11 protein-coding genes are annotated in these 13,445 nt (G+C 37.2%); 7 read left to right on the top strand and 4 right to left on the bottom strand.

All coding sequences use genetic code 11. From position 1 onward, the window contains the following. Positions 1 to 66: 66 nt before the first annotated feature. Entirely contained in the window at positions 67 to 591 is a 525-nt protein-coding gene (azu, locus tag GILLI_RS16015; RefSeq protein WP_006990167.1) for an azurin, read from the bottom strand. Between the two features lie 551 nt (positions 592 to 1,142). Here azu and GILLI_RS16010 point away from each other — a divergent pair. The 3 genes from GILLI_RS16010 (at position 1,143) to GILLI_RS16000 (ending at position 3,134) form a co-directional block, all read left to right on the top strand. Further along, the gene (locus GILLI_RS16010; protein ID WP_006990166.1) at positions 1,143 to 2,225 is read left to right on the top strand and encodes a zinc-dependent alcohol dehydrogenase family protein; all 1,083 of its coding nucleotides are present in this window, start codon (positions 1,143 to 1,145) and stop codon (positions 2,223 to 2,225) included. Positions 2,226 to 2,257: 32 nt separating this feature from the next. Next, positions 2,258 to 2,467, top strand: coding sequence for a YgaP family membrane protein (locus tag GILLI_RS16005; RefSeq protein WP_006990165.1), 210 nt, complete (start codon positions 2,258 to 2,260; stop codon positions 2,465 to 2,467). Positions 2,468 to 2,555: 88 nt separating this feature from the next. Next, the gene (locus GILLI_RS16000; RefSeq protein WP_006990164.1) at positions 2,556 to 3,134 is read left to right on the top strand and encodes a pseudouridine synthase; all 579 of its coding nucleotides are present in this window, start codon (positions 2,556 to 2,558) and stop codon (positions 3,132 to 3,134) included. Between the two features lie 74 nt (positions 3,135 to 3,208). Here GILLI_RS16000 and GILLI_RS17790 read toward each other — a convergent pair whose 3' ends face one another. Next, a complete protein-coding gene (locus GILLI_RS17790; RefSeq protein ID WP_006990163.1) occupies positions 3,209 to 5,056 on the bottom strand; it encodes a motility-associated ABC transporter substrate-binding family protein in 1,848 nt (615 codons plus the stop codon). Positions 5,057 to 5,952: 896 nt separating this feature from the next. On the opposite strand from GILLI_RS17790, the gene GILLI_RS15990 reads away from it, so the two are divergent. Next, positions 5,953 to 8,127, top strand: a complete 2,175-nt coding sequence (locus GILLI_RS15990) for a M3 family metallopeptidase (RefSeq protein WP_040506713.1) — start codon at positions 5,953 to 5,955, stop codon at positions 8,125 to 8,127. Positions 8,128 to 8,316: 189 nt separating this feature from the next. On the opposite strand, the gene GILLI_RS15985 is transcribed toward GILLI_RS15990, so the two are convergent. Together GILLI_RS15985 and GILLI_RS15980 are read right to left on the bottom strand one after the other, a co-directional pair. Then, complete coding sequence (locus GILLI_RS15985; RefSeq protein WP_006990161.1) at positions 8,317 to 8,523, bottom strand: hypothetical protein; 207 nt, start codon at positions 8,521 to 8,523, stop codon at positions 8,317 to 8,319. 114 nt (positions 8,524 to 8,637) lie between these two features. Further along, positions 8,638 to 10,593, bottom strand: coding sequence for a S9 family peptidase (locus tag GILLI_RS15980; RefSeq protein ID WP_006990160.1), 1,956 nt, complete (start codon positions 10,591 to 10,593; stop codon positions 8,638 to 8,640). Between the two features lie 248 nt (positions 10,594 to 10,841). On the opposite strand from GILLI_RS15980, the gene GILLI_RS15975 reads away from it, so the two are divergent. From GILLI_RS15975 to GILLI_RS15965, 3 genes are read left to right on the top strand one after another with little or no spacing between them, the layout of a single operon-like run. Further along, positions 10,842 to 11,618 (top strand): MlaE family ABC transporter permease, encoded by a 777-nt coding sequence (locus GILLI_RS15975; RefSeq protein WP_006990159.1) that lies wholly within the window; start codon positions 10,842 to 10,844, stop codon positions 11,616 to 11,618. 15 nt (positions 11,619 to 11,633) lie between these two features. Then, on the top strand, positions 11,634 to 12,389 hold the full coding sequence (locus GILLI_RS15970; RefSeq protein ID WP_006990158.1) for an ABC transporter ATP-binding protein: 756 nt from the start codon (positions 11,634 to 11,636) through the stop codon (positions 12,387 to 12,389). Positions 12,390 to 12,396: 7 nt separating this feature from the next. Continuing rightward, a complete protein-coding gene (locus GILLI_RS15965; protein ID WP_006990157.1) occupies positions 12,397 to 13,398 on the top strand; it encodes an MlaD family protein in 1,002 nt (333 codons plus the stop codon). Positions 13,399 to 13,445: the final 47 nt, after the last annotated feature.

Below are 13,445 nucleotides of genomic sequence, written 5' to 3'. Positions count from 1 at the left end.
TCTAATCTATTTCATCAAATTCAGGCATCATAATTTCGTGCCTGTAAGCTATACTGAAAAGCTAATTTATTCAACGATGAATTTTCCTTTCATCAATGCATAATGACCTGGGAAGCTACAAATAAAGTCATAAGTCCCGGCTGCAGGAGCTTCAAATTCTATAGTTACAGATTCTCCACCACCAAGCATTTTTGTATTCGTGATCACAGCATCGGTTCCTACAGGTATATAGTCATTCTCTTTAGCTGAAGCTGCAGCATTTCCAAACTCAGAAACATCAGTTCCTTTTTTCAGTAAAACCCAGTTATGCCCCATAACGTTAACATCCATTTGTCCAACGTGCGTAAGGGTTAATTTTACGGTTTGTCCGGCTTTTACCTTTAGCTCTTTTTTATTATACTGCATCTGGTCATTTCCGGTAATGGTAAGTTCCACCATTTTCTCATCGGAGGAAGTTTCGCCAGCTTCCATTGATTTAGTACTTTCAGAAGGAGATTCCAATTTAATCTCTTCTTTTTCTTCTTTTTTATCACCACAACTTACCATTCCAATAGTTGCAAGAAATAAAAATGCTAGTTTTAAATTTTTCATCTTCAATTTATTTTATTGATTTACTTAAGCCAATATATTCAAGGCCACTGCAAATATAAAATAAATAAACCGGACACAAGACTCCTTTTTATCATAGTTTTTTCAAAAAGTGGTTCCACTCCGCAAGGGAATCGTTGAATTAAGAACGTATAACGATGAACTATTCGGGATTTCGATGAAATTAACAGAGAAATCAAGAACCTCGGGGCAGACAGGCCCATGAGGTACGTCCCGATTGCTATCGGGAGGAAAATCCTTTTAAAAATTCGAGGCATCCAGATAGCTACCGGGACGGAGAATAAAACCCTCAATGAGGGATTAAATCTACTTATAGGATTAAAATGTATTTTTTTTAGGTTCCTTATACTTCTACATTTTATTTATCCGCCCAATAAATGATCATTGTCATAGAATTCAAGGATAATATTTATGAAATTTAAGAAATGATTTTCTTGATCAAGTTCACGAGATATGTAAAAATGAATATCCAACCCCCAATGAAATCCGTCCCTGGCGGGGCGGGCGGCATCGGGGGAATTAAATAAAAATCTATGAAAACAAAAACCAAAAAAACAGAAAAGCCATCAGGGGCTTCGACAATGAAAGGCCTTGTATACGATGGGCCCGGTAAGATATCCTTAAAAGATATCCAAAAGCCGAAAATTGAAAAATCAACCGATGTGGTGGTTAAAATCACAAAAACTACAATTTGCGGTACAGATCTGGGGATTTTACATGGTAAAACACCTTCCGTAAAGCCCGGAACAACTTTAGGCCATGAAGGAGTTGGAATTATAGAAGCAACCGGGGATTCTGTCCGAAATTTTAAAAAAGGTGATCGGGTGATTATTTCATGTATCACTTCTGATGGTTCCTGTGAATATTGCAAGAAGCAAATGTATTCGCATTGTGAAGATGGTGGTTGGATTTTAGGACATCTTATAAACGGTACTCAGGCGGAATATGTACGGATCCCTCATGCAGATAATAGCCTTTACCTCATTCCGGAAGGATCTGATGAAGAAGCGCTGGTTATGTTGAGCGATATTTTACCTACAGGGCACGAAATAGGTGTTCAATACGGGCGTGTTAAGCCCGGTGATACCATTGCTATAATTGGAGCAGGTCCCATTGGAATGTCGGCATTGTTAACCGCGCAATTCTATTCTCCGGCAAAAATATATATGATCGATATCGATGAAAACCGGTTGAAAATGTCCGAAAAATTTGGAGCTACAGATACCATTAACACCTCGAAGGAAGATGCTGTAAAAAAGATTTTATCAGAAACCAAAGACGGGGTAGATGTTGCGATCGAAGCAGTGGGAGTCCCTGAGACTTTTGATATTTGCCAGAAGATCGTTCGCCCGGGTGGGCATGTTGCCAATGTTGGGGTTCACGGCAAGCCGGTGGAATTCCAGATCCAGGATCTTTGGATAAAAAACATAACATTAACAACAGGACTTGTAAATACCAACACAACTCCAATGCTCTTAAAAACGGTAGAATCGGGGAAATTAAAACCAGCCCAACTAATCACGCATCATTTTAAACTTGATAACATTCTCGAGGCTTATGAAGTTTTCGGGAATGCGGGAAAAGAAAAGGCTATCAAGGTTATCATAGAGCCTTAGCCATTTATACTACTAACTTAATTAATAAAAAAATGAACAAAAACATGGGAAAGGCAGACAGGATCCTACGGATTCTTTTAGCAGTAGTAGTCGCGATTTTGTATTTCACAGAGGCTATTTCGGGTACGGCTGCCATAATTCTACTAATTTTAGCGGGTATCCTTATTCTAACAAGTTTTGTAGGATTTTGTCCGCTTTATGCTCCTTTTAAAATTTCAACAAGGAAAAAACAGGCTTCCTAGCTATTTGATTAAAGTGAAATTAGGAATTTTCAGCGTACAAAAAACACTGAAAATCCCTAATTTCGCTTTTTCACTTAACTTTTAAGCAATGCCCGATTTTAAGCATTTCAAACTATTTAAACCTTACGGGTATTTAAGTCAGTTTGAAAATAATCAAACCACCCGAAAGAATAAAAAGAGGCTTGGGGAATTGCACAATTTCCCGGAGGGAACTATGGCAATAGGAAGGCTGGATGAAGACTCGGAAGGCTTGCTGTTTCTAACCACCGATGGACAAACGAGTGAGATAGTTCGAAGTAAAAAAATAGAAAAGGAATATTATGTTCAGGTAGATGGATCTATAACATTAGATGCAATTGAAAGGTTAAAAAGCGGTGTTGAGATTGGGATTGGTGGTGCTAAGTATCTCACTAAAGAATGCCATGCTTTCCGGCTGGAGCGTCAACCCGATTTTCCGGAACGCAGCAAAAAGATACGGGATGACAGGCACGGGCCAACAAGTTGGGTTTCTATTACATTAACTGAAGGAAAATTTAGGCAGGTCAAAAAAATGACTGCCGCAATTGGTTTTCCAACGCTTCGGTTGGTACGGATAAGAATAGGAAATGAACGTCTCGATGATCTCCAGTCGGGAGAGGTTTTGGAACTTTCTTGCTTTTCTCTTTGATAACTCTTAAGCTAGAAAAAAGCCGCCCCGGGGGACGGCTTTTATTTAAAACTTACAATTAAAAAATATAGCCCCTATTTTCCTGAAGCAGAAGATGGATTTGACATTACATCTGAAACAACATTTGTTCGTTTAGTGTTATTAACAGGACTTAACTGATTAATTGGAGTCGTATCAATTCTTGCCACTCCGGCAAGAACATATGTATTTGAAATATCATAGAAAAGTGCAGCATCATTAGGACCCAACTCGATAACAGAAGCACAGGCTATAGTTAATTCCTCAATGCCTTCCATTATTGGGTGTTCTCTGTTCGAAGAGGATGGAATAATATTATAGCTACAGTCAATACTACCTCCGGTATTTGTTAGGACAGCTCCCATATCTACCAAAAACTGGTTTTCAACTTCAATACCGGTATAATAACTTTGATGCTCTCCTATGAAAACAATTCTTCCTCCCTGTGCAGCAAAAGCCTTGAGTGTGTTTATCTCACTCACAGTGTAAGCTACAGTCGGCATAACCAGGAATACAATTTTGACATCTTCTGGAATTTCTGTAAGTGATCCTGAGGTTGAGAAGATATCCATTAAAATAAATCCTTCACCCTCTATTGTACTCCTCATAGTGGACCAGCCGATATCTGAGCATTCTCCGTTACCCACAATGGTATTACAGTTTGCCCCACGGCCCCGGTCCATTAGTACTACATCCCCATCATTTCTGCTTCCCAGGGTTGAAAAATTTAGCAGATTTTGTACCAGTAATACATTATCTGGATCTTTCATTGCCTCTTCATCAAATATGTTTATATCATTAAATACCACTACATCCTGACCAGGTAATGTTACATCATCACAACCAACAGCATTTACAGCTACATTTGGAGGAGTACTTGGGCATTCATCCAACCCATTATTCACCCCGTCATTATCACAATCGTCATTGGAATTGTTAGGGTCACATTCTCCCGGTCCCCCACCACCTTCAGTAAAAAGATTTGGAGAGTCATCATTACCACAATTACCTTCTCTAAAATGATAATATTCCGTGTTATCATCACCATCGAAAAGATCCCTTACATCATCATCATTTATCACTCCGGAACGAATAATCTCTTCGGTTACATTTCCATAAGCATCAGAATTTAATAAGGTTATTTCAAAATAATACTCATCCAGGCCGCTCGTGTCCGGTAATGCAAAACAAACACTGGTTCCGGAATAATCTCCCGCATCATTTAATTCTACTACATTTGTTATATCTGAATATAAGACAGCTCCCTGTGCACCATTGCTGTAGCTCCAAACATCTACACTAAATGCTGCAGGATAATGCCTTCCTGTATCATCACAGTAGTTACCAAAAATACAGAATTTAATAGCCTCATTGGTATTTACATCAAAGAAAAGGTATCCATATTCATTTACAAATCTGTTATCAAAACATACAACAGGTACATCAAAATATTTCTTCACTCCTGCCCTAAGATCTATTTCCAATGGAAGTGGATTATCAAAATAAGAAGCGAGAATTCCTCCGCTTGGAGCAAGCCATATCAAATCTCCCGCCTCGCTGTAAACGCCAAAATAATCCAGAGAATAGGTTCCAGGGATTAACTCAAGTTCGGGTACCTCAACCGTGAAAAGCTGATCTGTAGCCAGGTTAATTCTAAATGGTGCTTCTTCACTTCCTACGACATTTGTACCTCCTTGAGAAAGGATGATCATCACATAAAAAGGATCTGCATCCTGACATTCCGGAAGTTCATCTAAGGATTGTTTGGAAGCAGCCCTGTTGGTGTCAAAATCTTCAAGAATCGCTCCGAAGGAAAGAGTAGCCATTTCTGGATCAGGATCTTTAACTGAATTTTCGTCTTTACTACAAGACGTGAAAAGCAGCCCACTTAATGCAAAAAACATAAAAAGGTGTTTAATAGTTTTCATAATAAAACATGGTGTTAATGGTTAATAAAATATCCTTAGTTTCCTTATTAAAGGAACCGTTTAAACAAAAAAAAGGTCGGGAGGATGCGAAAATTTTCGAATTGTAAAATGTGGGGAAGCAATTTATAGATTGAAAATAAAGATATTTTAAATTATCATCCTTTTAAATAGGGGATTTTCCCCAAAAAGTAAATTTTTGATATTTTTATTTAAAGGGACTCTAACTCAATAAAAAAAGGCCAGTAGTGGTTGTATATAATTTGATTGTGATATACTTTATTCTATTTTACCTTTTTCGTTTTTAGATTATTGAAAATTGTTGCTTTAATCTGTGAGAGGTGTATCCTAAAAAAAATCAGTAAAATATCTTTTGATATTGAAATCACTCACCACACTGATGAAAAACAATTACATAAATCAAGGACCTCAGGCAGGTCCGCCTGAATGAAATTCATTTCGGGCAGGCTCACAAGCTATGTCCCGATTACAATCGGGAGGAAAATTTTGAAGTTAAGAAGCATCCCGATAGGTCGGGACGGGGGAGTTAAACCTTCAGTGAGGGATTAAATAGTATGTCAGAACATTTTCGTAATTATTGTTATCTTCACTAGGGAGTTTTTAACTAAAAACCATATAATCCATATATTGTATCTTTGAGAACCGATTTCACTATATATATATAACAATGCACATTTCCACACTTTTTTCAGCTTAATTCCGCAAATTTGAAATTCCAAGTGGCCTATGCACTAAAACTTATAAATTTGGTTGAATTTTTGCACTTGTAAAATGCAAGTTTTATAATAAATTATTACGAGGACACATAATATCTTTAAACATCAAAAAAAATATACACTTTAATCGCTAAACGAATGAACTACAACAAGAAATCAATAAGCTTAATGGTACTGCTTGCTTTGGGAACCTCCCCATTTTTGCAATCAAGTGCCCAGGAAAAACAACAAAAAACAGAAATGAAAGAACAAAATGAACCGGATGCCATTTTACTTCAAGAATGGAAAGGGCCTTATGGAGGAGTTCCTGCTTTTGATAAAGTGGAACTGGATAAATTACAGCCTGCTATGGAAAAAGCCATGGAGTTGCATTTGCTGGAAATAGATCAAATAGCCAATAATAAAGAAGCTCCTACTTTTGAGAATACCATTGTTGCCATGGAGAAAGCCGGAAAACCTCTGGACAGAGTATTTACCTATTATGGCATTTGGAGCAGTAATGTTTCATCTCCGGAATTCAGGGAAATTCAAACGGTTTTGGCTCCAAAAATTTCCGAATACTCTTCTAAGATCTCTCAAAACAAACCTCTTTATGAACGGATAAAAACCATCTACAACCGGTCTCAGCAAAATCCATTGGAAGATGATCAACAACGGGTGGTTCAATTGATTTATGAAAATTTTGCGATGGAAGGAGCCGGATTGGATCCTGAAGCTAAAAAGCGCTATGCAGAAATAAATATGGAACTTTCCAGACTCTATACTAAATTTTCCAGCAATGTTCTTGCAGATGAGGAAGGCTATGTGGTTTACCTTGGAAAAGATCAGTTGGATGGCTTGCCGGAATCCTTTGTAAAAGCATCGGCTAAAGCTGCAAACGATCGTGGAGAGGAAGGGAAATATGCCATCACCAACACAAGATCGTCTATGGATCCATTCCTAACTTATTCGGATGAAAGAGAATTAAGGGAAAAGGTATGGAGGAATTATTATTCCCGTGGTGATAATAAAGATGAGTTTGACAACAATAAAATAATTTCTGAAATTCTGAAATTACGTGATGAACGTGTCGCATTGATGGGGTATGAAAATTATGCCCAATGGCGATTACAAAACCGAATGGCTAAAAATCCTGAAAATGCCATGGAACTTATGGAGGCTGTTTGGCCAGCTGCCCTTGCCAGAGTAGATCAGGAAGTTAAGGATATGCAAGAACTTGCGAATACTGAGGGAAAAGATATCACCATAAAGCCTTGGGATTATCGCTATTATGCTGAAAAAGTAAGAAAAGAAAAATATGATCTTGATTCAGATGAAGTAAAACAATATTTGCAGTTGGGAAACCTTACACAAGCCTTGTTTTTCACCGCAGGAGAACTTTTTAATTATAAGTTTGAACCGGTTCCGGCAGGATCTGTACCGGTTTTTCATGAAGATGTAAAAGTATGGGAAGTAACCGATAAAACCACTGGAGCGAATATTGGCTTATGGTACCTGGATCCCTATGCGAGACAAGGAAAACGATCTGGAGCCTGGGCTACAACCTACAGAAGTCATACTACTTTTGAAGGAAAGGAAAACGTTTTGGGATCAAATAATTCTAATTTTGTAAAACCTGCACCGGGAGAGCCGGCATTGATCTCATGGGATGATGCCACGACTTTTTTCCATGAATTTGGACATGCGCTTCATTTCTTTTCTTCCAAAGTGAAATATCCAACTCTTAATGGAGGAGTTCGTGATTATACCGAGTTTCAATCGCAGTTATTAGAACGTTGGTTATCTACAGATGAAGTGATTAACAGGTTCCTTCTTCATCATGAGACCGGAGAGCCTATCCCGGCAGAATTGGTGGACAAGATTAAAAAAGCTTCCACTTTTAATCAGGGATTTTCGACTACCGAATTTTTAGCTTCAGCATTGATGGATATGAAATATCACACCACAGATCCTGAGCTTATAAATCCTGAAACTTTTGAGAAAGAAACCCTGGACAAACTAAATATGCCGGATGAAATTGTAATGCGTCACCGCTCTCCACATTTTAGCCATGTGTTCTCCGGAGAAGGATACGCCACCGGATATTACGGATATTTATGGGCCGATGTTTTAACTTCCGATGCTGCAGAAGCATTTGAAGAAGCTCCCGGAGGATTCTACGATAACGAGGTTGCAGCAAGATTGGTTAAATTTCTTTTTGCTCCCAGAAATTCAATGGATCCTGCAGAAGCGTATCGTCAATTCCGCGGAAGGGATGCCACAATTGATGCTTTAATGCGGGATAGAGGTTTTCCCGTTCCTGATAAGATGTAAAAAATAGCAGAAATATTCTAAGTCAACTCCCGCTCCATTTAAAACTGAGGCGGGTTTTTTTTGACCTGTTTTGTTTTACTCAATAGATTTAAAAAATTAAAAACCCGACCTTTAAAAAAGATCGGGTTAAAATACCTGATAGAGTGCTGAAAATTATAAATCTATAACTACAGCAGTCCTATTTTTATTTTATTGTACTTGAGCCTCTTCAGTACTGGTAGAATCCACATCTACTTCTTCAATAGGAGCTTCTTCAATTACTTCAACCGGAGTTTCGGTTTCAGTTTCCATTAAATTAACTTCTGTATCTTCAGTTTTTTCAACTGTAGTTTCCTTACAAGAAGTAAAACTAAATACTAAAGCGATTGCAGCAAGAGTCAAAAATGATTTTTTCATTTTAAATAAATATTATTTGTTTTATGGATCAAATGTATATGATTTTTTGACACAAAATACATGATCAAAAAAATATTTGGATACCTTCTGAATGCTTGGTCTTACTGGATTTTCTCAATCCTTTTCTATATCAACCTTTATTTTATCTGTTGAATTTGCTCCGGAATCTGCCGGATTGGTTTCTCCGCCTTTCAAATACTTATCTAAAAACTCCAAAGTCTTCTCATAAGCCTCTATCTGGTTTTCTTTTTTAACAAATCCGTGTCCTTCATCTTCAAACAAAACATATTCAACCGGGACCCCGCTTTTTCGAACGCCTTCCACTATCTCATCAGACTCTACTTTCAATACACGTGGATCTTGAGATCCCTGTAAAACCAATAAAGGCTTAGTTACATTTTCTGTGTGGAATAGAGGTGAGATCTTCTTTAATCTGATACTATCGGCTGTATTTGGATCTCCCATTTCTTTATAAAGGGATTCTTTAAAAGACTCCCACCAGGGTGGAATACTTTTCAATGTCCGCATCCAGTTAGTAACCCCATATAAGTTAACACCAACATCAAACTCTTCAGGAGCAAAAGTTAAAGCAGCCATGGTCATAAAACCACCATAAGAACCTCCCATAATTCCAATTTTTTCACCATTAATTTCAGGTTGTTTGGCCAACCAGTTTTTTCCTTCTATCACATCCTGCAAATCCTCTTCCCCGTGTTTTTGATCATCCATTTGAAAAAATGATTTGCCGTATCCACTACTACCTCTATTATTTACAGCTAAAATGGCATATCCATGATTCACCAGATATTGAACTACAGAACTAAAACCCTGCCTGGACTGACCCCCTGGACCACCATGTACTAAAACTAAAGCAGGTACGGGATTTTCATTTGAAGCATTAAGAGGTTTATAATAAATAGCAGGTATTTCTTGCCCGTCAAAAGAAGGGTATCTCACAACTTCAGCTCTAACAAGGTCCTGCTGATTTATGTCGTCATTCAATACATCAGTTATTTTGATTATTTTTTTTGTTTCAAGGTCATAGGTGTAGGTATTTGTTGGGGTATGGGAACCACCCACACTAAGCAGAGCCATAGCTTCATTGTCGGTAAAGTTTATTCCGGTAATATTTTCATTATCAAATTCGGGCAAATCCAACATTTCACCTGTTTCAGTATTCAGAACCTCAACTATGTTTGCCGCATCCTGGTTGATATAAGTGACCTGGTATTTTCCGTTTTCTGAAAAACCCATTCCTACAATATCCCAATCCTTTTCCAAAACCTTTTCTGAAGTTCCTTCAGCTAAATTGTATTTCATCAAATTGGCAAATTCATCTCCTACATCAGTAGTATAAAATAGGGATTGATTATCTTCAGAAAAAGCCTGAGCAGAATTAGCACTTTGCTCCATATTTATCTTGGTAGTCTGTTTATTTTCAAGGTTATATAAAAACAGATCAGAATCATTAGTGTTTATAGATTTGGATAAAGCAAGATATTTCTCATCTTCAGAAATTGCTCCTACATCATAACCTTCTGCATTTTGATAGATCATTTCAGCAGTAAAACTTTCAATATCCATTTTATAAAGATCCATAAACCGGTTATCTATCTGATTGCTTCCATAATAAAAAGCAGTTTCATCCTCAGTCCAGCCGTAAAATAAAGCACGTGCATTTTCTGCCGGGGTTAATCTTTGAATACTATCGCCATCCTTAACGTAGATCTTATATATTTCATCTCCATTATCATCCATTCTAAAAAGAATCCTCTCATCCTCCGGAAAATAAGAAATGGCAAAAATTGAAGAACTGTCAGATTGAGTTATGGGGGTAAAATCACCTCCTGCAGCAGGAACAGTGTAAATATTAAAGATTCCGGAACGGTTACTGGTCACCAAAAGTTTCGCCTTATCTGGAGAGAAATTTTCTACATAAACAGATTCATTGTCCATAAACTGTTCAATGGAATAAGTGGCGATTTCCCGCTTTTCCTCTTTCTTCTCTTCTTTTTTACAGGAGAAAAGAATCACGAAAGTAAGCATCAGAAAAATAAAATTTTTGTTCATAAATTCCGATTTTAGTTTATTAATAATTATTACACCCTAAATTAGGGTAATAAATTGGAAATTATTGAGTAATTTAATAGATAAATTAAGTATTCCCTTATTATATCTATTAAATTACGAATACGACGGAACCTTACCCAGCTTCAAATTAATAAATATTAAAGTTTTAAGGGGTTAGGATATGACTTTAATCATTTCAACACCTTACGAACTTATATAGCTTTGATTATTTTATAACCGGGGATATTATGGGTAGTTCTTTTAATTTTTATTCAAATTTAAGATCCTTTTTTGAAGAGGTGGGAGCACTCTCGCGTTTTGCCGGGCGCTATTTTAGGGAAGTTTTTTCTACTCCTTTTGAATTTCGGGAATTGATGAACCAATGTTACAGTATGGGTAATAAATCACTTTTGCTTGTTGGAGTAACAGGATTTATTTTAGGGTTGGTATTTACACTTCAGTCCCGTCCAACCTTGCTGGAATTTGGTGCGGTAGCCTGGATGCCTTCGATGATAAGTATTTCTATAGTGAGGGAAATTGGGCCGGTGATTATTGCCCTGATATGTGCTGGACGCATTGGATCTGGAATAGGGGCTGAACTTGGGTCTATGAGGGTTACGGAACAAATTGATGCCATGGAAGTTTCAGGCACTAATCCGTTCAAGTTTTTGGTGGTTACCCGGGTTTTGGCTGCCACCATTATGCTTCCTGTACTGGTTATTTTTGGAGATTTCATCGCTTTAGTAGGATCGGCGATTATTGAAAATATAAAAGGAGACGTTTCATTTCAACTCTATTTCAACCAGGCTTTTGATGCCCTGGAATTCACAGATTTGCTCCCTGCGACTTTGAAGACCTTTTTCTTCGGATTTGCAATTGGAATTGTTGGGTGCTTTAAAGGATATAACAGCAAAAAAGGAACCGCCGGAGTTGGAGAAGCTTCAAATTCAGCGGTAGTTTATACTTCGATGCTCCTGTTTATTATAGATTTTATCGCTGTTTTTATTTCAGATATTTTCTATTAACAACATTTGATATCTATGAAAAAAAATACTTCCTATAATACGGGCAAAGCTGTACTTGAAATAAAAGACCTTTACAAAGGCTTTGGTGATCTTAAGGTTTTGAATGGCTTTAACCTTGAGTTGTATAAAGGTGAAAACCTTGTTATGATGGGCAAATCGGGTTCTGGAAAATCGGTAATGATAAAATGCATGGTTGGTTTAATGCAGCCGGATAGCGGAAATATTAAGATCCTAGGGAAAGATATTTCCACTTTGAGCCACCAGGAAATGGATGAATTGCGTACAGAAATTGGTTTTTTATTTCAGGGCAGTGCACTTTATGATTCCATGACCGTACGGGAAAACCTGGAATTTCCTCTTAGACGGCATACCGATAAGTTCGATTTGAAAAATACAGATGAATTGGTGATGGAAGCCCTTAGAAATGTTGGATTGGAGCATACGATTGATCAGATGCCTGAAGAGCTATCCGGAGGAATGCAACGGCGAATAGCTTTTGCCAGAGCATTGATTCTTCAGCCTCAAATAATTTTATATGACGAACCTACTACCGGATTGGATCCTATAACTTCAAAAGAAATTATAGAACTGATGCAGACAATTCAGGATAAATACAATACTTCGTCTCTAATAATCACGCACGATGTGGATTGTGCAAGAGTTATTTCAAACCGGATGATCCTTTTGCTGGATGGAATAAATTATGTTGAAGGAACTTTTGAGGAATTGTCCAATTCGAAGGATCCCAAGATAAAAGCATTTTTTAAATAACTTTATTATGAGAAAGAATACATCAAAAAATGTGCAATTAGGCATATTTGTAGTTATAGGAATAATCCTTTTTTCACTTGGAGTATATTTTATTGGAAGTAAACAGAATCTTTTTGGTGAAACCATAAGAATAAATTCTGTTTTTAAGAATGTTTCAGGGCTTCAACTGGGAAACAATGTACGATTTGCAGGAGTAAATGTAGGAACTGTGAAGGAGATCACAATCCTTAATGATACCGCCATAAATGTTAATATGGCAGTTGAAGTAAAAACTGCAAGCCTTATAAGGAAAAACGCTCAAGCAACTATTGGGTCGGATGGATTGGTGGGAAGTATGATCGTTAACATCTTGCCGGGGGATAACCTGGAAAATGGGCTTATAAAATCTGGGGATACTATAGAATCTATTAGCAAGATCGCAACTGCAGACATGTTAACCACCCTGAATACCACCAATGAAAATGCAGCCTTGCTAACTGCCGACCTACTGAAAATCACAAATTCAATAAATAATGGTGAAGGCCTTCTTGGCACTATGCTTAAGGATGAAGAATTGGTGACCAACATAAAGTTGAGCATTGCAAACCTTCAAAGAACGAGCAAGGCTGCTTCAAGGTCTATAGATAAGCTCAACAACATTCTTTCTGAAATTGACTATCAGGAAAGTGTTGCCGGATTACTGCTAAGTGATACAGTATCTAAAGAAAAAATAAAAAATATCATAGACAACCTGGAGCTATCTTCTCAAGAAATTAATTCCATATCCACAAATTTAAATGAATTCTCCGCGAATTTAAGAGATGGGGAAGGTGCTATAAATTATTTAGTGCAGGATACCACTTTTGTAAATAATCTTGATAGTACCATCCGGAATACAGAAGAGGGAAGTGAGAAATTAGACGAGATCATGGAAGCTGTAAAACAAAGTTTTTTATTCCGGGGTTATTTCAGAAAACAGGAAAGGCGTGAACAGCGTTTAAATATAAATGAAGATTCCATTAGGCGATGAGTCTTCAAAAAATTGATTTACAACTTGATTATTGAAAATTAATTAAG

It is taken from the genome of Gillisia limnaea DSM 15749 (assembly GCF_000243235.1).
GTDB lineage: Bacteria > Bacteroidota > Bacteroidia > Flavobacteriales > Flavobacteriaceae > Gillisia > Gillisia limnaea.
This window is presented reverse-complemented; position numbering and strand designations above follow the sequence as displayed.

Bases quoted from the DNA above. Each gene is read 5' to 3' on its own strand.
- GILLI_RS15965 (WP_006990157.1), top strand. From the start codon at position 12,397: ATGAGAAAGAATACATCAAAAAATGTGCAATTAGGCATATTTGTAGTT.
- GILLI_RS15985 (WP_006990161.1), bottom strand. From the start codon at position 8,523: ATGAAAAAATCATTTTTGACTCTTGCTGCAATCGCTTTAGTATTTAGT.
- GILLI_RS15975 (WP_006990159.1), top strand. From the start codon at position 10,842: ATGGGTAGTTCTTTTAATTTTTATTCAAATTTAAGATCCTTTTTTGAA.
- GILLI_RS15970 (WP_006990158.1), top strand. From the start codon at position 11,634: ATGAAAAAAAATACTTCCTATAATACGGGCAAAGCTGTACTTGAAATA.
- azu (WP_006990167.1), bottom strand. From the start codon at position 591: ATGAAAAATTTAAAACTAGCATTTTTATTTCTTGCAACTATTGGAATG.
- GILLI_RS16005 (WP_006990165.1), top strand. From the start codon at position 2,258: ATGAACAAAAACATGGGAAAGGCAGACAGGATCCTACGGATTCTTTTA.
- GILLI_RS17790 (WP_006990163.1), bottom strand. From the start codon at position 5,056: ATGTTTTTTGCATTAAGTGGGCTGCTTTTCACGTCTTGTAGTAAAGAC.
- GILLI_RS16010 (WP_006990166.1), top strand. From the start codon at position 1,143: ATGAAAACAAAAACCAAAAAAACAGAAAAGCCATCAGGGGCTTCGACA.
- GILLI_RS15990 (WP_040506713.1), top strand. From the start codon at position 5,953: ATGAACTACAACAAGAAATCAATAAGCTTAATGGTACTGCTTGCTTTG.
- GILLI_RS16000 (WP_006990164.1), top strand. From the start codon at position 2,556: ATGCCCGATTTTAAGCATTTCAAACTATTTAAACCTTACGGGTATTTA.
- GILLI_RS15980 (WP_006990160.1), bottom strand. From the start codon at position 10,593: ATGAACAAAAATTTTATTTTTCTGATGCTTACTTTCGTGATTCTTTTC.